Source organism: Brachybacterium sp. GCM10030267 (genome assembly GCF_042666875.1).
Taxonomy (GTDB): domain Bacteria; phylum Actinomycetota; class Actinomycetes; order Actinomycetales; family Dermabacteraceae; genus Brachybacterium.
This window is the reverse complement of sequence record NZ_JBHTCX010000005.1, coordinates 1-23,157: the sequence shown is the minus strand read 5'-3', so window position 1 is coordinate 23,157 and position 23,157 is coordinate 1. Positions and strand designations below refer to the sequence as shown.

The window sequence follows — 23,157 nt, the reverse complement described above, 5'->3', positions numbered from 1 at the left end:
GTCGATGAGGATCTCGCTGACCCCGCGCGCGGCGCTGCTGGCGCTGCTCGCTCTGCCCGTCATCGTCCTGTGGCCGATCTGGTGGGTGCTGCTGGTGCTGCTGGGGCTGTGGGCGCTGGTGGTTCTCGCCGATGCGTTCGCCGCCCCGCGTCCGGGGGCGATCCGGGTGCGCCGCGAGGCCCCGCTGCAGGTACGGCTGGGCGGAGAGACCTCCGGTCGGCTGCTGCTGACCAATCCCACCGGCCGCACCGCGGACCTGGAGGTGCGCGACGCCTGGAATCCGACGGCCGGGCTCGACCGGCAGCGCTCCGCACTGCGCATCCCCGCCCGGGAGCGGCGCGCCCTCACCCAGTCGTTCACACCCACCCGTCGCGGCGAGCACAGCTCCCGCGCGCTGCTGGTCGCCTCGTGCGGCCCGCTCGGCCTCGCTCGCCGCACGGCGCGGGTCGATGCCCCGGGCAGGATGCTGGCCCTGCATCCCTTCGGCTCCCGGCGGCACCTGCCCTCGCGGGTGCAGCGGCTGCGCGAGATCGAGGGTCTCGCGGCCGTCCATCAGCGCGGTCAGGGCACGGAGTTCGACTCCCTGCGGGACTTCGTGGACGGCGACGACGTGCGCTCGATCGACTGGCGCGCGACCGCCCGCCGGCGCAGCGTCGTGGTGCGCACGTGGCGCCCGGAGCGGGACCGCCACGTGCTGATCGTCGTGGACACCTCCCGGACCTCGGCGAGCCGTCTGGGCGACTCGACCCGCCTGGACGCGGCCTTCGACGCCGCACTGCTGCTGACCGCGCTCGCCGGCCAGGCCGGAGACCGGGTCGACCTGATGTGCATCGATCGCATCACCCACGTCTCGGTGCTGGGCGCGAACCGCACCCGGGTGCTGAACGACATGGTCACCGCCACCGCGGCCGTGCACCCGGCGCTGGTCGAGACCGACTGGGAACGCGCCGCCCGCGCCATCTCGGAGCGCTCGCGGCGCGGTGCGCTGGTGGTCCTGGTGACCCCGGTCGAGGCGTCCGTCGTGCACACCGGTCTGCTGCCGGTCGCAGCCCGGATCGCCCGGGACCATCCGCTGTTGGTGGCCTCCGTCGCCGATCCCGCCCTGGAGGCGCTCGCCGCCGGCCGCGGAGACGTCGAGGCGGTCTACAGCGCTGCCGCCGCCGAGCAGGCTCGGGCCGAGCGGGCGGGGGTCGCCCGCGCGCTGGAACGGGTCGGTGCCCATGTGGCCGACGCTCCGCCCGACCGGGCCCCGCAGGCGCTCGCGGACGCCTATCTCGCCCTCAAGGCCGCCGGGCGCCTCTGAGCGCCGGGCGATCCCCTCAGCCGGCGGTGGCGACGTGGTCGCCCACCATCTCCTGCGGGAGGTCGCCGGTGACGCCCTGACGGTGCACCTGCCGGCCGCGGCCGAACATGACCACGAGGAAGGCGAGCCAGGCGAGGACCCCGATGGCGATGCGCACCGCGGGCGGCAGCGAGCTCGGCGTCACGAAGGCCTCGATCACTCCGGAGACCAGGAGCACCGGGACCAGCCCGATCGCTACGGTCACCAGGGCGCGCGCGGCGCGGGACAGCGCCCAGAGCCGTGGCAGCGGCCCGGGCCGCACCCAGGCCCAGAACGTCCGCAGCCCGGCCCCGGCCCCGACCAGCACGGCGGTGATCTCGAGCAGACCGTGGGGCAGCAGGAACACGAAGAACGTGCCCAGCCCGTCGTAGGCGCCCATGACCCCGCCGGAGAGGCCCACGTTCAGAGCGTTCTGGAGCAGCATGACCACGGGCCAGATGCCGGTCACGCCGAACACCACGGCCTGCACGGTGATCCAGGCGTTGTTCGTCCACACCTGGGCGGCGAAGCCCGAGGCCTCGCCCTGGAAGTAGTAGGCGACGAAGTCGTGCTCGGCCAGGTCGCGCTGATCCGCCTCGGAGATCACGAGCTCGCGAGCGGTGGCGTCCGTGCCGAAGTAGACACCGGTGACGACCGCCGCGAGCAGGAAGATCCCGGCTGCGAGCGCGACCGTCCACCGGGCCTGGTACAGGGCTGCCGGCAGGTCCTCCCAGAAGAAGCTGCGCGCGTGCTTCCACAGCGGGGTCCGAGTGCCGGTGATCCGCAGCCGGGCACGATGGACCAGCAGCGAGAGTCGCGCGGTCAGGGCCGGGTCCGGATTCGTCGAGCGCACCGTGGACAGGTGGGTGGCGGTCTCCTGGTAGAGCGAGAGCAGTTCGTCGATGCCGGCCGCGTCCAGTCTCCGGGCGCGGGTCAGCTCCCGCAGACGTTCCCACTGCGGGCGGTGCACGGCGATGAAGGCGTCGGTGTCCACGGGGTCAGCCTAGGATCCGCAGCCGCCCGGCGGCGGCCGACGAAAGTCGGAGGCCCCGCCGTCGGAAGCCGACGCTCGGCGCTCACCGGCGCGGGCCGATCCTGCCAGGATGGGGGCATGGCAACGATGGGCTCGACGGCGGCGGTACCCGCGCGCCCCGATCGGGAAGCACTGATCACCGGCGATGCCGTGCTGCTGGACCTGCGCACCGCCACGTTCGCCACGCGCATGCTCTCGGCCGCCGTCGACGGCGCGGTGCAGCTGGCGATCCTGATCGCCGGAACGGTCGCCGTGGCCTGGTCGGCCGCGCGGGCCGATCTCGATGACGGACTGGTCGCCGCCGCAGTGGTGCTGGTCTCGGTGCTGGTCTATGTGGGCTACCCGGTCCTGTGCGAGCTGCTGCTGCAGGGACGCTCCGTCGGCCGCCTCGTGATGGGCACCCGAGTGGTGCGGGACGACGGCGGCCCTGTCCACGTGCGCCAGAGCCTGCTGCGGGCCGTGATGGCGATGCTGGAGATCTGGTCCACCGCGGGCTCGCTCGCGCTGACCTGCTCGGTGATCGACCGCAGGTCACGCCGGGTGGGTGATCTGCTGGCCGGGACCATGGTGATCCAGGAGCGGATGCGGGATCTCGAGGCGAGCCGGGTGCAGGTGCCGGCCGCGCTGAGCGAGTGGGTCCGCGCGGCGGACGTCGGCCGGCTCCCCGTGACGCTGATGCAGGACATCCGCTCGTTCCTGCCGCGCGCGGCGACCATTCACCCGACCTCGCGCCGCGAGCTCTCGCGCGATCTGCTGCGGCGCACCCTGCCCCATGTCGCTCCGGCCCCGCCGCCGGGGACGGATCCGGAGGAGTTCCTGGCTGCGGTGATCGCCGAACGGTCCCGCCGGGACGAGGAGCGGCTGCGGCGCGGCCAGGAGCGTCAGCGGGAGCTGTCCGCCGAGGTCCGCGCGGTGCCGTTCTCCGCCTGAGCCGACCGGTGCGGCTCCTGCTCAGGCCGACGGAGAGTCGTGGCGACCGGCGATGAGGACCGGGATCCCGTCCTCGACGGGGTGCCGGCGCGCACATCCGGTGCACTGCAGGGCCGCGTCGACGTCTCGCAGCTCGCCTCCGCAGTCGGGGCAGCGCAGACGCGAGCGCACCCAGCTGGGCACGTCGGCTCCGCTAGCGCCGGGGGGAAGCTCCGACTCCGCCGGCGGCACCGACCCCCCGTCGGAGTCCGCTGCGTCGGCGTCGGCCGAGGACGGGGCCGTGGTGAGGTCCTGGTCGCGGACGATCGCCAGGATCTCCTCGCGGATCCGGATCATCGTCGTCTCCAGCTCGGCCTCGACGTTCAGCCGCAGCAGCGGCTCGTTGTTCGACGAGCGCAGCGAGAACCACCAGCGGTCCTCGGGCAGGGAGCCGGGATCCCAGTGCACGGCGGTGATCCCGTCGAGGTCGTCCAGACGCGCCCCGGGCAGGTTCTCCACGTGCTCCCGTACCCGCTCCCTGACAGCGGAGGGGTCCTGGACGCGGGTGTTGATCTCGCCGCTGGAGGGATAGGGGTCGTGCTCGGCGATCAGGGCGGACAGCGGTCCGTCGCTCTCCCCCAGTGCGGCGAGCACGTGCAGGGCGGCGAGCATGCCGGAGTCGGCGAAGAAGAAGTCCCGGAAGTAGTAGTGCGCGGAGTGCTCGCCGCCGAAGACGGCATCGTGCTCGGCCATCAGGGCCTTCAGCAGCGAGTGGCCGACGGGCGAACGGACCGCTTCTCCCCCGGCCTCCAGGACGGCCTCGGCGACGTGGCGGGAGGAGACGAGGTTGGCGACGACGACAGGCCGCTCCTCGCCTGCGGCACGGGCGCGGGCCACTTCGCGGCGGGCGATGAGCGCAGTGATCGCCGAGGGCGGCACGGCCGCGCCCGTCTCGTCCAGGACCACGCAGCGGTCGGCGTCGCCGTCGAAGGCGAGTCCGAGATCCGCACCGTGGGCGAGGATCGCGTCCTGCAGGTCGCGCAGCGTGCCGCGGTCCAGGGGATCGGCCGGATGGTTCGGGAACGTCCCGTCGAGCTCGAAGTGGACGGGGACCACGTCGAGCTGCTCGAGGCTCTCGAGGACCGCAGGGGCGGTGAGGCCGGCCATCGCGTTGCCGGCGTCGACGGCGACCCGCAGCGGCCGGCGATCCGGCACGCTCACCAGGCCGTGCAGCGTCCCGACGTAGTCGGGCAGCGTGTCCAGCGGCTGCGTACGACCCTCGCCCCGCTCCGGGATCTCCCCCGCGGCCAGGTACGCCTCGGCGGCCCGGCGGATCTCGTCCAGGCCGGTGTCGCGACTGAGGGGCCGGGCGCCCGGCAGGCACAGCTTGAGCCCGTTGTCGGCGGCGGGGTTGTGCGAGGCGGTGACCATGACGCCGGCTGCACGGTGCAGCCCGGAGGCGCAGTAGAGCTGGTCGGTGGAGGCGAGCCCGGCGTCACCGACGATGGCCCCGCGCCGGACGGCCCCCTCGATGACCGCACGGGACAGATCCGGCGAGCTGATCCGCATGTCGTGGGCGACGATCAGCGCATCGCCGTCCAGGAAGTCGGTGAAGGCGGCGCCGAGCGCGCGGGCGACGCCCTCGCTGAGCTCCTCGCCCGCGACGCCGCGCACGTCATTGGCGGTGACCAGTGCGGAGAGGTCCGGGGACGAGGCTGCAGGGCGCTCAGTCATCGGTGCTCCTGACGACGCGGAGGTGGCGCTCCGGCACCTCGTCGGGCCCCGCGGTGCGATGCGTCCGAGTGCCGCTGCGCGGCGCCGGCCCCGCGCTCGGCGCGGGCTGTCCGGAGGGGGCCGGGCGCTGTCGGACCGCGTCGGCGAGGGCCACGAGATCATCGCTGACGTCGGAGCCGCCGGGCACCCGCAGCATCTCCCAGCCGCGGGGCGCGGTCATGCGGCCGGCATGCTCGCTGCAGAGGTCGTACGCGTGCGGCTCGCTGGTGCGCGACAAGGGCCCCAGCACCGCCGTCGAGTCCTCGTAGACGAAGGTCAGCGAGCTGACGGCCGGTCTCGAGCAGGAGGTCCGGGAGCATTCACGAGCAGGCACGTCCAGCAGTGTACGCAGGCGAACCGACCCTCGGGCGGCGGCGCGCCCTGACCTCCGGGCGTCGCCCCCAGGCCGTTAGAGTGCCTCCATGGATGTCGAGCCGATCCGACCCGCGGTGCCGGGACCGCGCCCGGGGCCGCGTCGCCGCGATCGCCGGGGCCGCGGCAGGCGCTGGGATCTGATCCCGCCGCATCTTCCCGGCTACCGGACCCGCCGCGAGCAGTTCGACGACCTGGTCGCCGACGCCGGGGCGGACCTCACGGAGCGCTTCCCGCGTCGCCTGGCCCATCTGCAGGTGCTGGTCGAGGAGGTGCCTCCCGCCGACGCGGCCCCGTGGGAGGACGCTACGGTGCTGCTGGGACGGGCGCTGCCGCCCACCCGCGAGCATCCGGCGCGGGTGATCGTCTACTGCCGGCCGGTCCAGACCCGCTGCGCCGGCGAGCAGGACCTGGAGCTGCTGGTGCGTCAGGTGCTCGCCGAGCAGATCGGGTCGTTGCTGAACATCGCTCCCGAGGACGTGGATCCGGGCGCCTGGAGCGAGTGACCTCGATCGGTCCCGGCTCCCCCGCGGTTCACTCCTGCAGCCGCACCGTGAGCGGGTCGCCGCCGCTGCGCGCCGTGTGCACCGGCAGGGCTGAGAGCAGCACGCCGCCGGCGCCGTCGCTCTCGCGCTGCATCCAGGTGGCATGCACGGCACCGGGGACGTCCGGCACCACGGTGAGACCGGCCGCGGACTGCCCGTCGATCTCCAGGTCGGCGGCGACGACCGAGGTCGAGCCGCCCTCGCTGACCTCGGTCCGGACCGGGTCCCCGGCGGACCCGTCCGCGGCAATCGGGATGACGGTGACCGCGGAATCCGCCGTCGCCGCCAGGGTCAGCTCCCCCGCCGCGCCCTCGGCCGGCAGGGCCGTGATGGCGTGGGACGCGATGGCAGGCGCGGAGCCGACGAGGGTGAAATTGACCGGGCTGCCCACCGTGTCCCCCGGCAGGTCCGCGCCCGTGGCGGAGGAGCGCGTGACCGCCAGCACCGGATCCGCGGAGGTGACCGAGACGGAGAAGGTGCCATCACCCAGAGACTCCAGCGGCACGCTGACGACAGCGCCCGCGGGCACCTCGACATCCTCGAGGGCGGCCTCGTCGACCGGGCCGTCGTCACCGGCGACGTCCACGGAGGCGGTGGTGTCCGCACCCTCGGGGTTGGCGAGCACGAGGACCGGCGGGGTCCCGGCGACCTCCACACCCGGCATCACCTGCTCCTCGGCGGCGGGTGCGAGCGGCTGGAGGATCTCGGCGCCCCCGGGGGTCAGCCCGTCGCGCTCGGTCGTCTGCACGTGCATCGCCAGCGGCGCGCCGAGCGATGTGGTGCGCACGCCCACGACGTCGTGGCCACCGGCCACGGATTCCAGCAGCACCCGTTCCTCGGCGCCGGGAGCGACCACGACCTGGCTGCGGCCCTCCATCGCGGCGGGTCCGTCCTCGGTCCACACCTGCACCGAGGCCGTGGCCGGCCGCTGCGTCGGGTTGCGCAGGACCAGCGCCGAGCTGTCGCCGGTGGCGGTCGAGACCCCCAGGAACGACGCGTCCGTGGTCGGCTCGGCGCAGCGGGTCAGCGACAGGGAGCGATAGTCGCCGGCGTCGGTGGCAGTGGATTGCACGGTGTCCGCCACAGGGCGGCCACCCTGCGAGGTCGCCGCACGCACCACCGGGGAATCCTCGATGCCGGTCACGGCCTGCACGCCTGCTCCCAGGTCCTGGGCGGCGGTCCGGTCCTGGAGGGCCGTGCCGTCGCTGCCCTCGGTGACGATGTCGGGAGCTCGCACGGAGCCGTCGTCCTCCTGCAGCGTCTCCGAAGCGCTGACCTCCCCGAACAGCAGGGAGGACTCCGGTTCCAGGGCCACGGAGGAGAGGTCCACCGTCTCGGTGGGCGGGGTGACGGCGAGATCGGCGTCCGGCCCCTCCGCGAGGAGCTCCTCGGGCAGCGTGAGCGGGCCGGGGCACTGCAGCGAGGTCGCCCCCGGCTGCGACTGCGCCTCGGCGCGGGCGAGTGTCGTCGGTTCCGGCCCCGGGGTGGCGGCGATCGCCCCCACCGCGGCGGCCAGGGGAATCAGAGCAGCCAGGGCCAGCAGCGGGCGCCAGGGACCACCGTGGGGGGCGCGGCGCGATGGAGCCAGCTCCCGGTCGGTGTGCAGATCGCTCTCAGCCATACATCTCCTCCGCGGCCCGGGGGCGCACGCGCCAGGGGATCGCGATCAGCGCGGTCAGGGCCAGCACGGCGTACAGGCCGACCTGCCAGAGCAGGCGGAAGGGCTGCTCGCGATGGATGTCGATGTCGCCGCCGGTGCCGGGCGGGACGGTGAAGCCCTGCGCCCAGCCGTCCACGACGACCGGCTCGAGCTCGGTGCCCTCGAGCGTCGCCTCCCACTGGGTGTCGTAGCGCTCGGCGAGCACCACGGTGCGTTCATCCCGGGCGGCGGGAACGGTGCCCTCGGCGCCGATCACGCCGCTGTCCAGCGCGACGGGTTCGTCTCCGCCGGTGACTCGGGCGCGGGGTGCGGAGTCGATGACCCGCCACATGCCGCCACGGGCGCCTTCGGTGACCTTCTCGAACGTCGAGGAGGTGTCCAGGGTCCGCATCAGCTCCGCCTGCTGCTCCGGGTCGCCCTCGACGACGACATAGGCGACGGCGAGAGTGGCGGTGGCCTGCTGGACCTCGTCGCTCGCGGCCGCGTCGGCCCCGGAGGAGAGCATCTCGGCGACGGCACCCCGCAGCGCGGTGGAGCCGGGATCCTCGTCGGGGGCGTTTCCGGAGCGGACGGTCTCGACGTGCCGGGCGTCGTCGATCGCGGCGTGCTGGATGACGGTGTCGCCGCCATGGACGACCACGCTGGCGCCGACGGAGCCGTCGGCCTCCTGCTCGAGGACGAGCACCCGGGCGCGGGCGGAGGTGCGGCCCTGGTCCGCGGCGGCGGCCGGGACCTCGCCGCCCTCGACACGGTCCACGCGCAGCTGGCCGGGCAGCAGCGCGGTCCCGCCGACGACGGTGACCAGACAGACCGCGGCCACAGCCGCCCCCGTGATCGAGGTCAGGAGGCGACGGAGGCGGCCGTCACCCGGTTCCCGCCGGGCGAGGGCGTCGAAGCTCGCCGCGGCCCCGAGGCAGAGCAGCAGCAGGGTCACGCTCAGCAGGCCGTGCAGCGGAGCGGTCACCAGCTGCTCGTCGCCGAGGGCGGTCGGCGTCTCGCGCGCCAGCAGGACGGTCAGCAGACTCACGGCGGCCATCAGCACGCTGAAGCGGCCGACCCGCCCCGCCTGCCCGGCCAGCAGGGGCGAGAAGATCGCGGCGAGGATGACGGGGGCGACCGGCAGCACCGGTGCCAGCAGGGCGATCGTCCCGCCCGGTCCCCCCAGCTGAGGCGCCAGCGCGTCCTGCAGGCCCGGGGCCACGGGCCACAGCGACAGCAGATCCGTCGTGGAGGCGGTGCCTGCGCGGGCCGGCATACCTCCCACGGCCAGCAGCGTGCGCGGGTGGCCCAGGTAGACAGGCAGGTACGGGGCATGCAGAGCGAGGGAGGGCAGGAGGACCCACAGCAGACGGGCCCGGCGGCCGGGCACGCCGAGTGCGATGAGCACCAGCGCCACCGCCCCCAGGAGCACCAGCACCGGCTGGATCGCGCCGGCGACCAGCAGCAGCAGGCCGCCGATCGCGGCGGCCGAGATGCTCGCCTGCGAGACCTTGTGCGGGAGGCCGACGGCCCGGCCGATCGACAGCGCGATCAGAGGCAGCAGCATGTGCACCAGCAGCAGCGGCCACGCCCCGGCCGCCAGAGCGGCCAGCAGCGACGGCGCCACTGCCCACGCCGTGGTCAGCGCGAGCCGCGCCCCGACGGCGCGGGTCACGGCGCCGGCCGCCCACCAGGCGGCCAGCGCGCTCACGGGCACCGCGGCGAACACGACGATCTCGATGAACAGGGAACCGCCGAGCGGGAGATGACCCAGCAGGCGCACCAGCGGGTCGCCCGGCCCGCGCTCCCCCAGCCCGCCGGGGATCCAACTGGACCAGGCGGCCTCCCACAGCGCGCCCCAGCTCTCAGGGATCGCTCGCAGCCCGGGGCCGGTGAGCTCGCCCCTGCCGAACAGGCGGCGCAGGGCGGTCAGCCCCAGCACGGTCGCGGTCAGCGCCACCACCACGGTCCACACCAGGTGGCGACCGTAGTCGGCGTCCTCGATCCCGTGACGGGTCCCGGCGACGCCCCAGGTGGTGCGTCGGATGCGGCGGATCCGGTCGTCGTCGGCGACCAGCCGGGTCCAGGTGTCGTCGAGCAGGCGCCGGGCGCCCTCACCGCGGGGCAGGTAGAGCGGGGCCAGGCGCCCGCTGGGAACACGGGCCCGCCGACGCTCGCGAAGGCCCCGGCCCAGCACCCGAGGAGCGCGGGCGAGTGCCGCGATCCAGGCTCGCAGCTCCATCCCGGCGCGGCGCGGCGCGGAGGCGGCGACCGCCCCGGCCATCCGCAGCATCGTGCTCAGCGGCAGCACGAGCAGCATGGCCAGGGCCATGAGGAGGGAGCGATGCTTGAGGAGCACCAGGATCTGCCCGGTGCGCTGCTCCTGCAGGCGCTCCAGGCCCGGCCGCGTCGGTGCGGGGTAGAGGACCGTCGCAGCGGACTGGACCGCGACACGCTCGCCCGAGCGCCACACGCGCCGGCACAGGTCGATCTCGGCCCACGGAGCGGGCAGGTCGGGGTCCAGACCGCCCACGTCGCGCAGGGTCTGCTCGCGGATCAGCATGCCCGGCAGCGCCACGGCGAGCACGTCCTGGCGCCAGTCGGCCTGTCCCTGGTCGATCTCTCCGGGGTCGACCCCGGTGATGATGCGGCCGCCGTGGGTCAGCGTGATGCCCACGTCCACGAGGGCATCGGCATGCGGGGCGGTTCCCGGCGCACTCTCGTCGTTCCGGTCGTGATCGAGCTGGTCGTGATCGAGGCGTTCCTGGCCGGGACCGTCCTGGCCGAGGCCGTCCCGGTCGGGGCCGTCGCCGTCCGGTGCCGGCCCCATAGGACGCACGCGCTTGGCCCCGACCACGCCGGTGTTCGGGGATTCGGCGGCGAATCGCAGCTGGTGCTCGAGAGCGGTCGGCCCCGGCGTGGAACCGTCGACGACGAACCACAGCCAGGACGACCAGGACTCGGAATCGGCGCCGCCCCCGAGGCCGACGCGTCGGCCAGGGCGGGAGCGGCGCGTGCGCAGCCGCTGCGGGATGCGGGCGAGGTCCTCGGCCTGCTGGGTGCGGCGCTTCTCGATCGCGGTGCGGTCGACCTTTCGGGCGCGTCGCCGGGAGGGCCGGGCGGTGTCCTCGATATCCCCGGCGTCGACGTCGGCGGCGGGGGCGCGGCCCGACTCGCGCGAACCCCGCGAGAGCAGATCGGCGGCCTCACGCACCGCTCCCGCCGGGCCGGCGGAGGCGGATATGGTCACGACGTCGTCGACCACCCCGTCGGCGACCTGCGCGTCGAGGGCATCCTGGACGTCGTCGGAGAGATCGGAGGTGGCAACCACCACGAGGCGGTCGGCGTGCCGGGACTGGCCGGTGACGGCTTCGAGGGCTGTGCTGAGGGAATGCGCGGTCGTCGACCCGCTCAGCAGGACGACAGCAGTGACATGAGGTTCGCTCACCGGGGAAGGATGTCAGACCACCCGGCGCTTGAGCTTGCGGCGCTCACGCTCGGACAGTCCGCCCCAGATACCGAAGCGCTCGTCGTTCTCCAGGGCGTACTCGAGGCACTCGGCGCGCACCTCGCAGGAGACGCACACCTTCTTCGCTTCACGGGTGGAGCCGCCCTTCTCGGGGAAGAACGCCTCCGGGTCGGTCTGCGCGCACAGGGCGCGCTCCTGCCATGACAGCTCGGTATCGTCGGAGTCCTGCCCGGCGAAGTCGAGCAGGGACAGCTCTGCACGCGCGTCGTCCTCGACCTGTTCCTCGTCCATCGCCACCTCTCCTTCCGCTGCTGATTGCCCACCGATGACCACCGACGGCCTGATGCGGCCTAAAATACACCCGTGTAGTTATGGCCCGTCAAGCGGCACCGGCGCGTCCCGCGGCCCGGCGGTCCCGAATCACAGAACCCGGAGGATCCCTCATCGCCACCCCGCACCCTCCGTCGCGAGTGCCGCAGCACCGGCCGTCGGCCCCCGCCGGATCCTCGCCTCGCGCCCCGGGCCCCGTGCAGGTCATCCCGGTCACCGGCCTCGGGGAGATCCGGGCGGGCGAGGATCTCCCCGCCGTCCTGGCCGCCGCCGTCCGGGAGGCCGGCGTCCAGGAGGGCGACGTCCTGTGCGTCTCGACGAAGATCGTCTCGAAGTCGCTCGGCCTGTCCGTCCCCGCCGCCCGGCGTGAGGCCGCGATCGAGGCCGCGGCGGTGCGGACCATCGCCCGCCGGCGCCACACCCGCCTGGTCACCTCCGTCGTCCAGATCGCCTCGGGACCGGTGCTCGCGGCCGCCGGCGTGGACTCCTCCAACGCGCCCGAGGGCCCGCTGCTGCTGCCCGAGGACCCCGATGCGTGCGCCGCCGAGCTGCGCAGCGGACTCATCGCCGCCCTCGGCGTCCGGATCGGGGTGGTGCTGACCGACACCTCCTCGCGGGTCTGGCGGGTGGGCAGCGGCGACATCGCGCTCGGCGCCGCCGGGGTCGCCTCCCTGCAGGATCTGCGCGGCGGGGCGGACGCGGACGGGCGCCCCCTGACCGTGACCGTACGCGCCCTGGCCGACGAGCTGGCCGCCGCCGCGGATCTGGTCAAGGGCAAGGCCTCCGGGGTCCCGGCGGCGATCGTGCGCGGCGTGCCCGGCGCGACCGCTGACGACGTCCCCGCCCGCGACCTCTCGCGCACCGGAGCCGACGACTGGTTCCGCCGCCCCAGCCTCGAGTCGGTGTGGGTGGCGCTGGGGCTCGCCCCGGCCCAGGAGCCGATCGCCCGCATGTCCCCGGAACCTGCCGCGGAGCGGATCGCCCGCGCCCTCGAGGTCGCTGCGCTGCCCCGGGCGGGCCGGAGGCCGCGCACGGCCACTGCCCACCTCGCCGAGGACGCCACCGCCGAGGGCGGCGGCGAGCCGCGGCGCATCCTGGTCACTCCCGGCGGCGCCGATCCCGCAGACTGGGTCGCCGCGGGCGAACTGGCCGAGCGGGTCCGCACCGCCCTCGGGGCCGAGGCCATCGCCGCGCCGCTGCCGCCCCTGACCGTCGTCGTCACCCACCCGCAGGAGGACTCCCGATGACCGTCGACCTCTCCACCCGCCTGCTGGCCGCGCTCGAGCGCGGCGGCCCCCATCCCGTCCTGGCCTGGTACGGCGAGGCGTCCCGCATCGAGCTGTCGGGGCATGTGCTGGCCAACTGGGTGATCAAGGCCGTCGGCCATCTCCACGACGAGATCGCGCTGGAGCTCGGCGACAGCGTCCTGATCGATCTGCCGCCGCACTGGAAGCGACTGGTCCTGGCCCTGGCCTCCTGGTCGCTGGGCGCCGAGGTGACGATCGCCGACGGGCACGGCGCCGGCCCGGAGCGCACCGGGCCGCGGGTGGTGATCACCGACCGTCCCGAGTCCGAGCTCGCCGCGGATGCCGACGAGGTGCTGGCCCTGGAGCCCCTCTCCCTCGCCCCGCGCTTCTCCTCCGAGCTGCCCGCCCTCGCCCACGACTGGGTGGCGGAGGTGCGCGCCAGCTCGGACCGGCTCGGCGTGGCTCTGCCGGCCTGGAGCGGACCGGACCCGGTGGCTGCAGCAGCCGGCGACGGGACTGCGTCGACGTCGGCACCGCCCCGGCTGCTGGTGGCCGGGGACGGGCTGGAATCGGCGCCGGCCGTGCTGGCTGCCCTGCTGGCCGGGGGCGGCATCGTCGGCCCCGCCGCCGCGGTGAGCGAGCGCCAGGCGCAGGAGGAGTCGGTGACCGGCCGAGCCTGAGCCGGGCGACCCGCTCAGCCGTGTCAGCTCGCGCGGAGCGTGCGCACGGCCTCGGTGGGATCGCCGTCGTAGACGATCTCGCCCTTGCGCAGCACCACGATGCGCGAGCACAGCTTCTCGAGCATCTCGAGCTCGTGGGAGACCACGATCATCGTGCGCCCGGCCTGCTGCAGCTCGCGGATGCGCTGGAGGCACTTGCGCTGGAACGGCTCGTCCCCGACGGAGAGGATCTCGTCGACCAGGAAGATGTCCGGCTCGGTGTGCACGGCGACGGCGAACGCCAGCCGCAGGAACATGCCCGAGCTGTAGTACTTCACGTCGGTGTCGATGAACTCCTCGATCTCGCTGAAGGCGACGATGTCGTCGAACTTCGCGTCGATCTGCTCGCGGCTCATCCCGAGGATCGCACCGTTGAGGTAGACGTTCTCGCGTCCCGAGAGGTCGGGGTGGAAGCCGGCGCCGACCTCGATCAGCCCGGCGACGCGCCCGCGCAGCAGCACCCGCCCGCGGTCCGGGAACAGCACCCCGGAGATGGTCTTGAGCAGCGTCGACTTGCCGGAGCCGTTGAACCCGATCAGGCCCACGGTCTCCCCCGCATGGACGGTGAGGTCGACGTCGTCCAGCGCGAGGAAGGTATCGGCCAGCTTCTTGCGCTGCAGCGCGGAGAAGACCAGCTCCTTCAGCGCGCGATCATGACGCAGGGAGAACTGCTTGGTGACGCGCTGAATGCGCACCATCTCGCGGTCGGTGGGGACGGCTGCGGAGTCGGGGATGTCCTGCACGTTCGGGCTCACGGGCCTCCTCCCTTCACAGTTCCTGGGCGAAGCGCCGCTTGGAGCGCTCGAACACGATGGTGCCGAGGACGAAGACGGCCCCTGCGATCAGCAGTCCGGCCCACCACAGCCCGTAGGGCTCCCCGGGCGTGACCAGGGTCGGATCCGTGGGCACCTTGAGCACGACGGGCTCGCTGTAGCGCCAGAACGCGGTGTGGAACAGCTCGACCACGATCGTCAGGGGGTTCAGCTGGTACAGCCACCACCAGATCGTGCCGTCGATCGATTCCTGGACCATGGAGATCCGATACAGCACCGGCGAGAGCCAGGTGGCGACCATGACCACGAGGTCCACGAAGTTCTCGACGTCCCGGAAGGCGGCGTTCAGGGCAGCGGTGATCATGCCCAGTCCCATCGTGAACACCAGCAGGATGATCATGCCGAGTCCGAAGGCGACCGCGGAGGTGAACGAGGGGATCCAGCCCATCAGCAGCGCGCCGACCACCAGCACCAGCAGCTGCGGGACGAAATGCACCAGCGCCACGATCATGCTCGACCAGGGGAACAGCTGGCTGGGCAGGTAGATCTTCGAGACCAGCGCCTGGTTGCCGGTGATCGAGCGCGTGGCGTTGCCGAACACCTCGCCGAAGAGGTTGATGACGACGATGCCGCTGAACAGGTACACGGCGTAGGCCGGGGTCCCCTTGGACAGCTGCAGGAACACCCCGAGCGCGATGTAGAACACGATGAACTGCACGGCGGGCTTCACGTAGCTCCACACCATGCCCAGCACGCTGCCGCGGTAGCGCACCCGAAGCTCCTTGCGCACCAGCAGCCGCAGCAGGAAGCGCTCGGTCAGCGGGTTCAGCCAGCCGGCGTCCTGCCCCGGCGCCCGCCACCCCTCGGCCTGCTCGGCGCGCGAGGGGACCTTCGCAGTGCGCGGTTCGACTGCGTCGTTCACGCCGTCGAGCCTCCGCTCGTCCCGGTTGACTCCCGGCCGTCTGCGCGATCGATCTCGCGCACCGGCGCGGGGTTGTCCGCGAAGGTCTTCTCCCAGGCCTCGAAGCTGGTGATCGCCCCGCTGGCTTCCCGGTAGGCGCGCGCCAGGGCGTTCCAGCGACGGTGGAGCTCGACGTGCGCGCGGATCGCCTCGGCAAGCATCTCGCGCACCTGCTGCGGGCTGCGCTTGTACCAGGCGACCTGCGTGCCCTCGGCGTTCGAGACCAGTGCACTGTCGTAGGCCGACAGCCGCCACCACTTGGCGTCGAGGTGGGCGATCGCGGCCTGCGGGTTCTCATCGGCCCGCGGCTTGGGCGGCTTGATGAGCTGCTTGACCAGGGTCTTGGCCGTCCATGCGGGCAGCAGCACCCGGCGCGGCTCGGTGAAGGGCCGGCCCTTGCGCGGGGGCTTGTCGACGTGGACCGGCGGGTAGAGGTCCTGATCCTTCTTCGCGACCGCGTCGTCGAAGTCGGAGGCCATCGCGCGGATCTCGGGCAGCTTGGTGCCGATCGCCGGGTGCAGGGCACCGGGGCCCTCGAGCACGTCCCGCTGAGCCATGAGGCGGCCGGCCTCGGTGTAGTACTGCATGGAGATCAAGTGCTTGACGTCCATGAACTGCGATTCCTTGATCACCCGGCCGCCACGCTCGTACGGCGAGTGCAGCAGGGCCGTGATCAGGCGGTTGCGCTCGTGGAAGTAGGCCTGCCAGCCGACGAGGTCGTCCTTGTCGACCCAGCTCATGTGCCACACGCCGGCGCCGGGCAGCGAGACCGTGGGGTATCCGGCCTTCTTGGCCCGCAGTCCGTACTCCGCGTCATCCCACTTGATGAACACCGGCAGGCTGAGCCCGATCGCGCGCACCGTCTCGGTGGGGATCAGGCAGCTCCACCAGCCGTTGTAGTCCACGTCGGCGCGGCGGTGCAGCCACGGGGTCGAGCGCAGCGGGGCGAGGGTGAAGTCGTGCCCCATCTCGCTGGAGGGGTTGGCCAGTGCGGGCTGGATGCGCCACGGATCGACGACCTCGCCGAAGGTGTGCAGCACCGAACGGTTGTTGAGGTCGAACATGTGCGCGCCGACGATCGTCGGCTTCGTCGCGAAGTCGGCGAACGTGGTCATCCGGATCAGGGACTCCGGTTCGATGACGATGTCGTCGTCGCAGTTGATGACGTAGGTCGAGGTGCCCGCGGTCGCGGCCTCGTACATCCCGCGGGAGAAGCCGCCGGAGCCGCCGATGTTGCCCTGCTCGATGATCTGCAACTGCCCACCGAGGGATTCCTGGAGCGGGCCGAGCTCGTCGGGGTGGTCGGTGAGCCGGTCGGAGCCCTGGTCGACGACGTACATCACGTCCAGCAGGGCGCGCAGGTCCGGGTCCTCCGCGATCGTGCGGATGTTGTCCAGGCAGTACTCGACCTTATTCATGGTGGTCATGGAGATCGAGAAGCTGCCCTCGGTGCGGGCGAGGTCGGCGTCGGCCGTCCACTGCGCGCCCATCACCGTGAGGTCCTCGCTGCCCGCGTAGGCGTCGAACCAGTACCAGCCGCCGTCGCCGAAGGCGGTCAGCGGCAGGTCGAAGACCTGGTCGCCAGCGCCGCTGACGGTGCGGGACTCATGGCGCTGGAGGGTGCCGCGCGCGGTCGAGCGCATCACCACCAGGTGGCCGGATCCGGCGGTGCGCACGGTCAGGCGGATCCTGCGCACCGGGGTCCAGCGACGCCAGTAGGCCGCGGGGAAGGCGTTGAAATAGGTGCCGAACGAGCGCATGGCATGGGCGGGGATCCGCACGGAGTGGCGGTCGTCCAGCTCGCTGATCTCGACCTGTGCGTGCGAGCCGAACCGCGAGCCGGAGGCCTCCTCCTGCCCGCCGGCGGTCCCGGCGTTGCCGCCGAGGCCGAACGAGCCGCCGGTGACGCCCGAGCGGGCGTCCTCCGCCTCGATGTACAGCGGGACGACGTCCGGGGACGCCTCGGCGGGCAGGATCACCCGTTGCAGCAGCCGCTGCGGGGCGACGCCGTCGCTGCTGGCTGCGGAGGCAGCGGCCTCCTGGTGCGGTGCAGCAGGGGCAGGGGTCGAATTCATGGTGCTCCTCGTCGGCGCTGGTGGGGTGCCCCGGCTCGGCGGGGCGGGCGGGTCACGCCCGCAGCAGGTCGGCCAGCTTGTTGTCGGCCATGGACAGGGCCGAGCCGATGGCCATGTGCATGTCCAGGTACTGATAGGTGCCCAGGCGGCCGCCGAACAGCGTGCGCGGCTCGGCGTCGGCCAGTTCCCGGTAGGCCAGCAGGGTCTCGCGGTCACCGCCGGAGTTGATCGGGTAGTACGGCTCGTCCCCGGACTCGGCGAAGCGGGAGTACTCGCGCTGGATCACGGTGCGATCGTCCGGGTAGTAGTCGCGCTCGGGGTGGAAGTGGCGCGGCTCGATGATCCGGGTGTAGGGCACCTCCGCGTCGGCGTAGTTCATGACCGAGGTGCCCTGGAAGTCGCCCACCTCGGGGTGCTCCGTCTCGAGGTCGATGGTGCGCCAGCCCAGTCGGCCCTGCTCGTAGTCGAAGTACCGGTCGATGGGGCCGGTGTAGACGACGGGGAGGTTCCCGCGGGTGGCGTCCTTGTTCAGCGGCTGCGAGGTGTCGAAGTAGTCGGTCTCCAGCTGCACCTCGATGTCGGGATGATCGGCCATCCGCTCCAGCCACGCCGTGTATCCCTGCGCGGGCAGGCCCTCGTACTTGTCGTTGAAGTACCGGTTGTCGTATGTGTAGCGCACGGGCAGGCGGGAGATGATGGAGGCGGGCAGGTCCTTGGGATCCGTCTGCCACTGCTTGCCGGTGTAGTTCTTGATGAACGCCTCGTACAGCGGGCGACCGATGAGGGAGATCCCCTTCTCGTCGAGGTTCTCGGGATCGGTGCCGGCGAGCTCACCGGCCTGCTCGGCGATCAGCGCCCGCGCCTCGCCGGGCGAGTAGGCGGCCTGGAAGAACTGGTTGATGGTGCCCAGGTTGATCGGCATCGGGTACACCACGCCGCGGTGGTTCGTGTACACCTTGTGCTGGTAGCCGGTGAACTCGGTGAACCGGTTCACGTAGTCCCACACGCGCGGGTTCGAGGTGTGGAACAGGTGGGCCCCGTACTTGTGCACCTCGATGCCCGTCTGCTCATCGGCCTCGGAGTAGGCGTTGCCACCGAGATGGGGACGGCGGTCGATGATGGTCACCTTCGCGCCGTGCTCGGCCACCGCGCGCTCGGCGATGGTCAGGCCGAACAGGCCCGAGCCGACGATGAGGAGATCAGGAGTCGACACAGAGGATCCTTTCGAAGCAGGCGGGAGGTCCGCCGGAGACCCGATCACAGTAGCGGAGCGGGCGGGGCGCCCGAGCACGTCGGCACGGCGCGTCGGACAGTGTGGGCACGCTCATCGTGGGTTCGTGCCGCGAGGTCATTCCTGGACCGCCTTCTCCACGAACTGGCGGTATCCCAGTCGCCGGGCCCATCCGGGCGCGAAACGGTAGGCGCCGCGCAGGGTGAGGTTGCGCAGGCACAGCGCGGGCGAGGTGACCTTGTCGGCGAGCAGCCGACGCTGCAGACGCACATCGCTCGAGAACAGCCGCCAGCCTCCACGGCGCGCGAACAGCTCGTCCTCGACCCGGTAGTCGACGACCACCTCGGAGAGGTTCGCCATCCTTGCCCCGCCCAGCATCATGCGCTCCCAGAGCCAGTAGTCCTCCAGCAGCGGCAGGTCGCGGTAGCCGCCGACGGCGAGCGCGACCGAGCGCCGCATCACCACGGTGGGGTGGTGGAAGGGACTGTGGTGGGGCATGTAGGCGACGATGTCGCGGTGCGTCAGCGGACGGGTGCGCAGCGGCCCCCGGCCGGGTGCGACCCGGTCGCTGAACTCCCGCATCGCGCCGCCGAGGAGGTCGAGCGGCTCGCACTCTCCCTCGTGGCCGTGAGGCGCGGAGCCCTCCATGCGCGGGATCTGCAGGGCGAACCGCTGGGGCTGGCAGAGATCGTCGGCGTCGGCCCGGGCGACGATCTCATGGGGCGAGGCCTCCAGCCCGTCCTGCAGCGCGGCCGCGACTCCGCGATGGGTCTCGTGGCGCAGCACCCGGGCGGGGCCGAACTCGCCGGATCCGACACGCTCGACGAGCCGCTCCAGCGCCGGAGGCAGCGGGCCGTCGACGCTGAGGATCAGCAGCTCCGGCCGGAGCTCCTGCTCGAGCGTCGCGGAGGCCAGGGCCAGCTCGACGCGCGCGGGCACATCGCGCCCCCACAGGGGCATCAGGACGGCGAAGGGCGGTGTCGCGAACGGGGATGAGCTCACCGGCCGGCCGCCCGTTCGATGGCGCGGACGTCGGCCGCGATCTCCCCGTCGGCCTGCAGCACCACGGCGGTCGGGCGCGGCCCTCGGCGCAGCGCGGCCAGCAGTCCGCGGGTGCCGACTCCCAGCAGGTCGCCGCGGTGGCGCACGAGCTGTCCCGCCCATCCCAGCGCGGTGCGCCCGCCGTACAGGACCCGCTCCACGGGGGTGAAGGACCTGGTGCGCAGCAGCGCCCACAGCCGGTTGCGCACGTCGTAGTAGAAGCGGGAGCCCGGGTTGGCCTGGGCGTCCCCGAAGCGCACGGTGCGGTGCTCGACCACCGAGTCGCGCACGTGGAGGCCGCGGCCGTGGCGCAGCAGGCGGCCGGTGTGCTCGAAATCGTCGGACCAGATGAAGTAGTCCGCGCACGGGAGCCCGAGGCGGCGCACGTCCTCACCGTTGAGCAGGGCCGAGACATAGCTCGCGGTGCGGATGGGATGACCGCCCGCACGAGCCGCGTCGCGGCGCTCCTGCGCGCTCGCCCCCAGGCGCACGCGCTGACTGTTCATCGGGTGATCGCGCCCGTCGGTCCAGACCGCGCGCGAGCTCAGCACGCTCAGCCGTACCGGGGAGGCCTCCAGCGCACTCAGCAGCGCGGAGAGAGCGCCGGGCCGCGGGATGGTGTCGTCATCCATCAGCCAGATCCACTGGGCTCCGTGGCGCGCCAGGGCGCGGGCGATCCCGGCCGCGAAGCCGCCCGCCCCACCGACGTTGCGCCGCAGGTGGACGACGTCGGCCCCGATCGGGTGCTCGTCGGCCACCGTGCCACTGAGATCGCTCGAGGCGTTGTCGATGACCACCACGGCATCCGGCCGGCGCTCCTGGGCCTCCAGGGCGTCCAGGCACGCGCGCAGCAGCTGCTCGCGGTTGTAGGTGACGACCACGGCGACGACCCGTGCTGTCGCGGCGTCGGGGTGAGCGGTCCCTGCTGACGGCATCTGGCCGCCTGCGGGTGCGGATGGGGTCACGTCGCCTCCTGCTGGTGAGCGTGGCCGCCTCGGCGGCGCGGGTCCCAGTGTACGGAGACCACGACTGGCCAGGACACCGGCCGGATGCCGGACGTGTGAAGGTTCGCGGAATGTTCTCGGGACATCGCGGGCATCGGTCCGACGGCACGGACGGTCGGGCCGCACGGCCCGCTACTCTGGCGGGCGCTATACGAGACACCAGCCGGGCCCCGGCCGGAGAGGAGACCGCTGTGAGCGATCAGGAGCCGCCCCGCTCCCCGCGACGCGGAGGACCCCGCAGACCTGCGGGCAGCCGCGCCCGCGCCGGAGGCAGCGCCCGCCCCGTGCCGCGACCCGGGAACGCGGAGCCGCGGAACGGAGGACCCGCTCCCACCCGGCCGCTGCCTCGCGCCGAGGAGCCTCGGCCCGGGCCGGGCCGGCCTGCAGGGTCGGCTGGCGCTCCCGTCCATCACCACGGACAGGGATACCGCACTGCGGGGCAGGCCGGCGGCCTCGCCGATCCGGGCGGACCCGACAGCCCCGGCGGCCCTCCCCCGCCACCGCCTCCCGGGGCGGGCCGCAACCCCCGGCGCCGGTCGCGCGTGCCGCGGCCGATGCGGCTGGGTGCCACGCTGCTCGTGCTCCTGCTGGTCATCGTGCTGGGCTGGGGAGCCGGCCTGGGATTGTGGGCCAACAGCCGCATCGAGCACATCGACGCCCTCTCGGAGGCCGAGAACACGCCCGGCACGACCTACCTGATCGCCGGCTCGGACCGGCGCGGCGGTGACGCGGTCGGCGACGACGGCACCGAGGGCGCCCGCACCGACACGATCATGCTGCTGCACAAGGCCCCGGGCGGGAACAGCTATCTCGTCTCCCTGCCCCGCGACACCCTGGTGGACATCCCCGGGCACGGGGGCTACAAGCTCAACGCCGCCTTCGCCTTCGGCGGGGCGTCGTTGCTGGTCGAGACCGTGGAGGAGTTCACGGGCCTGACCATCGACCATTACGTGGAGATCGGCTTCGACGGCGTCTCGGGGATGGTCGACGCCGTGGGACACGTGAACCTGTGCATCGATCAGGACGTCGAGGACGAGAAGTCCGGTCTGTCCATGACCGAGGGCTGCCACGACGTGGGCGGTGAGCAGGCGCTCGCCTTCGTGCGGGCCCGCTACTTCGACCCCACGGCAGACATCGGTCGCCAGCAGCGTCAGCAGCAGTTCGTCGGCGCGCTGATGGACCGCGCCACCTCGCCCTCGGTGCTGCTGAACCCGATCGCGCAGGTGCGCCTGGCCGGGGCGGGCTCGGACGCCCTGATCACCAGCGAGGGCACCGGCATCTTCGCCGCCGGCCGCATGGCGCTGACGGCACGGAAGGCGATGAACGAGGGCACCACGCTGGCGATGCCGATCGAGGATCCGGAGTACCGGACGAACAACTCCGGGATCGCGATCCTCACGGACGACGACGACATCGCCGCGTTCTTCGACTCCATCGAGGACGGCTCGGCCGAGGCCCCCGCGGAGGGATAGGACGGGCTCGCGCGGAGACGTTCCCGCGGGGTCGCCGAGGCGTTCCCGCGGGAACGTCCCTGCGGCCCGCGCCGCGCTTCCCGCAGGTCAGCGGAAGAGCATGTCGATGACGATGTTCACGGAGTTCAGCATCGACTGGCCCTTGGACCGGGAGTAGTCGGTGTAGAGGATGTGCACCGGGTGCTCGCGCACCGTGAAGCCGTGGCGGCCGATCTCCTCGACGATCTCGGAGGCGTGGGCCATCCGGTTCTGCTCGATGGTGAGCTTCTCGCACGCCTCCCGGCCGATCACGCGCAGCCCGTTGTGCGCGTCGGTCAGGCGCACGCCGCTGGTGAGGTTCGAGTACCAGACCGCTCCCCGCAGCACCATCCGCTTCAGCAGTCCCGGCTGGGTGCGCGCGTCGAGGAAGCGGGAACCGAGCACGATGTCGACGCCCTCGGCCTCGCGCATGGCGATCATCGAGGCGGCGTCATCGACCTGGTGCTGGCCGTCGGAGTCGAAGGTCACGACCTGCCGCATGCCCGGGTCCCTGAGCGCATAGTCGATGCCCGTCTTCAGCGCTGCTCCCTGACCCATGTTGTAGGGGTGGCGCACCACGGCGGCACCGGCCTCGGCCGCGATGGCGGCGGAGTCGTCCTGGCTGCCGTCGTCCACACAGACCACCAGCGGGTAGCGCATGCGCAGGTCACGGATCACGTCGCCGACGACCGCGCCCTCGTTGAACAGCGGGACGACGAACCAGGTGCTCTCGGCTCCCGGATCGGGCCCTTCGCGCTCGGGCTCGGACGTGCTCAAGGGCTCTCCTTCTGGGCTCCGCGCGGCCCGGATCTCGGGGCCGCGCGGACACTGCGGCTTCGACGACGTGACGGTGCGGGACTGACCTTCCCGGACGCCCGAGGAGGATACCCTGTCCCGGTGGGCCGCCGCCGGTGGCCGTCATCGCGTACACGGCGCCCCGTCGGCGCCGCAGGAGGAGGAATCGCCGTGAAGACAGCTGTCGTGGCACTGGGGAAGATCGGGCTGCCGCTGGCGGTGCAGTTCGCCGATGCAGGGCACGAGGTCATCGGCGTGGACACCAATCCCCGCCAGGTCGAGCTGATCAACCAGGCGAGAGAACCGTTCCCGGGCGAGGCGCAGCTGCAGGAGAAGCTGAGCGAACTGGTCCCGGCGGGCCAGCTGCGGGCGACGACCGACTACGCCGAGGCGATCCCGCAGGCCGACGCCGTGGTGATCGTGGTACCGC

At 72.8% G+C, this 23,157-nt stretch carries 20 protein-coding genes; 7 read left to right on the top strand and 13 right to left on the bottom strand.

Annotated elements, in window-relative coordinates; all coding sequences use genetic code 11:
- Positions 1 to 4: 4 nt before the first annotated feature.
- Positions 5 to 1,303: a DUF58 domain-containing protein gene (locus ACFQS2_RS04160; RefSeq protein WP_377017332.1), complete on the top strand. Its 1,299-nt coding sequence runs from the start codon at positions 5 to 7 to the stop codon at positions 1,301 to 1,303.
- Between the two features lie 16 nt (positions 1,304 to 1,319).
- Here the strand turns inward: ACFQS2_RS04160 and ACFQS2_RS04155 are convergent, their stop codons facing one another.
- Entirely contained in the window at positions 1,320 to 2,315 is a 996-nt protein-coding gene (locus ACFQS2_RS04155) for a stage II sporulation protein M (protein ID WP_377017330.1), read from the bottom strand.
- Between the two features lie 117 nt (positions 2,316 to 2,432).
- Here ACFQS2_RS04155 and ACFQS2_RS04150 point away from each other — a divergent pair, with 117 nt between their 5' ends.
- A complete protein-coding gene (locus ACFQS2_RS04150; protein WP_377017328.1) occupies positions 2,433 to 3,284 on the top strand; it encodes an RDD family protein in 852 nt (283 codons plus the stop codon).
- Positions 3,285 to 3,305: 21 nt separating this feature from the next.
- Here the strand turns inward: ACFQS2_RS04150 and ACFQS2_RS04145 are convergent, their stop codons facing one another.
- Both ACFQS2_RS04145 and ACFQS2_RS04140 read right to left on the bottom strand, forming a co-directional pair.
- Positions 3,306 to 4,997 (bottom strand): phosphomannomutase/phosphoglucomutase, encoded by a 1,692-nt coding sequence (locus ACFQS2_RS04145; RefSeq protein WP_377017326.1) that lies wholly within the window; start codon positions 4,995 to 4,997, stop codon positions 3,306 to 3,308.
- Positions 4,990 to 5,370, bottom strand: coding sequence for a DUF3499 domain-containing protein (locus ACFQS2_RS04140; RefSeq protein ID WP_377017324.1), 381 nt, complete (start codon positions 5,368 to 5,370; stop codon positions 4,990 to 4,992). The genes ACFQS2_RS04145 and ACFQS2_RS04140 overlap by 8 nt, the downstream gene beginning before the upstream one ends.
- An 88-nt stretch (positions 5,371 to 5,458) precedes the next feature.
- Between ACFQS2_RS04140 and ACFQS2_RS04135 the strand changes: the two genes are divergently transcribed.
- On the top strand, positions 5,459 to 5,914 hold the full coding sequence (locus tag ACFQS2_RS04135; protein ID WP_377792828.1) for a metallopeptidase family protein: 456 nt from the start codon (positions 5,459 to 5,461) through the stop codon (positions 5,912 to 5,914).
- A gap of 28 nt (positions 5,915 to 5,942) precedes the next feature.
- Here the strand turns inward: ACFQS2_RS04135 and ACFQS2_RS04130 are convergent, their stop codons facing one another.
- The 3 genes from ACFQS2_RS04130 to ACFQS2_RS04120 are packed head-to-tail and all read right to left on the bottom strand — an operon-like array spanning position 5,943 to position 11,352.
- Positions 5,943 to 7,574: a DUF5719 family protein gene (locus ACFQS2_RS04130; protein ID WP_377792827.1), complete on the bottom strand. Its 1,632-nt coding sequence runs from the start codon at positions 7,572 to 7,574 to the stop codon at positions 5,943 to 5,945.
- Positions 7,567 to 11,040: a hypothetical protein gene (locus tag ACFQS2_RS04125; protein ID WP_377017318.1), complete on the bottom strand. Its 3,474-nt coding sequence runs from the start codon at positions 11,038 to 11,040 to the stop codon at positions 7,567 to 7,569. The genes ACFQS2_RS04130 and ACFQS2_RS04125 overlap by 8 nt, the downstream gene beginning before the upstream one ends.
- Before the next feature lie 12 nt (positions 11,041 to 11,052).
- A complete protein-coding gene (locus tag ACFQS2_RS04120; protein ID WP_377017316.1) occupies positions 11,053 to 11,352 on the bottom strand; it encodes a WhiB family transcriptional regulator in 300 nt (99 codons plus the stop codon).
- Between the two features lie 236 nt (positions 11,353 to 11,588).
- Between ACFQS2_RS04120 and cofE the strand changes: the two genes are divergently transcribed.
- Positions 11,589 to 12,638, top strand: a complete 1,050-nt coding sequence (gene cofE, locus ACFQS2_RS04115) for a coenzyme F420-0:L-glutamate ligase (RefSeq protein WP_377792826.1) — start codon at positions 11,589 to 11,591, stop codon at positions 12,636 to 12,638.
- Positions 12,635 to 13,318, top strand: a complete 684-nt coding sequence (locus tag ACFQS2_RS04110; protein WP_377017312.1) for a TIGR03089 family protein — start codon at positions 12,635 to 12,637, stop codon at positions 13,316 to 13,318. The genes cofE and ACFQS2_RS04110 overlap by 4 nt, the downstream gene beginning before the upstream one ends.
- A 23-nt stretch (positions 13,319 to 13,341) precedes the next feature.
- On the opposite strand, the gene ACFQS2_RS04105 is transcribed toward ACFQS2_RS04110, so the two are convergent.
- The 6 genes from ACFQS2_RS04105 to ACFQS2_RS04080 form a co-directional block, all read right to left on the bottom strand.
- A complete protein-coding gene (locus ACFQS2_RS04105; RefSeq protein ID WP_377017610.1) occupies positions 13,342 to 14,055 on the bottom strand; it encodes an ABC transporter ATP-binding protein in 714 nt (237 codons plus the stop codon).
- A gap of 70 nt (positions 14,056 to 14,125) precedes the next feature.
- Positions 14,126 to 15,052 (bottom strand): ABC transporter permease, encoded by a 927-nt coding sequence (locus ACFQS2_RS04100; protein ID WP_377017310.1) that lies wholly within the window; start codon positions 15,050 to 15,052, stop codon positions 14,126 to 14,128.
- Positions 15,049 to 17,166: a glycosyltransferase gene (locus ACFQS2_RS04095; RefSeq protein ID WP_377017308.1), complete on the bottom strand. Its 2,118-nt coding sequence runs from the start codon at positions 17,164 to 17,166 to the stop codon at positions 15,049 to 15,051. The genes ACFQS2_RS04100 and ACFQS2_RS04095 overlap by 4 nt, the downstream gene beginning before the upstream one ends.
- Before the next feature lie 52 nt (positions 17,167 to 17,218).
- Positions 17,219 to 18,379 (bottom strand): UDP-galactopyranose mutase, encoded by a 1,161-nt coding sequence (gene glf / locus ACFQS2_RS04090; RefSeq protein ID WP_377017306.1) that lies wholly within the window; start codon positions 18,377 to 18,379, stop codon positions 17,219 to 17,221.
- Between the two features lie 135 nt (positions 18,380 to 18,514).
- Positions 18,515 to 19,399: a glycosyltransferase gene (locus tag ACFQS2_RS04085; RefSeq protein WP_377017304.1), complete on the bottom strand. Its 885-nt coding sequence runs from the start codon at positions 19,397 to 19,399 to the stop codon at positions 18,515 to 18,517.
- Positions 19,396 to 20,403 (bottom strand): glycosyltransferase, encoded by a 1,008-nt coding sequence (locus tag ACFQS2_RS04080; RefSeq protein WP_377017302.1) that lies wholly within the window; start codon positions 20,401 to 20,403, stop codon positions 19,396 to 19,398. Before ACFQS2_RS04080 ends, ACFQS2_RS04085 begins: the two co-directional genes overlap by 4 nt.
- Before the next feature lie 593 nt (positions 20,404 to 20,996).
- Between ACFQS2_RS04080 and ACFQS2_RS04075 the strand changes: the two genes are divergently transcribed.
- Positions 20,997 to 21,914, top strand: coding sequence for an LCP family protein (locus ACFQS2_RS04075; protein WP_377017300.1), 918 nt, complete (start codon positions 20,997 to 20,999; stop codon positions 21,912 to 21,914).
- Between the two features lie 87 nt (positions 21,915 to 22,001).
- On the opposite strand, the gene ACFQS2_RS04070 is transcribed toward ACFQS2_RS04075, so the two are convergent.
- Positions 22,002 to 22,709, bottom strand: a complete 708-nt coding sequence (locus tag ACFQS2_RS04070; protein WP_377792825.1) for a glycosyltransferase family 2 protein — start codon at positions 22,707 to 22,709, stop codon at positions 22,002 to 22,004.
- 189 nt (positions 22,710 to 22,898) lie between these two features.
- On the opposite strand from ACFQS2_RS04070, the gene ACFQS2_RS04065 reads away from it, so the two are divergent.
- Positions 22,899 to 23,157: NAD(P)-binding domain-containing protein (locus tag ACFQS2_RS04065; RefSeq protein ID WP_377792824.1), on the top strand; the 259-nt coding region annotated here is incomplete at its 3' end.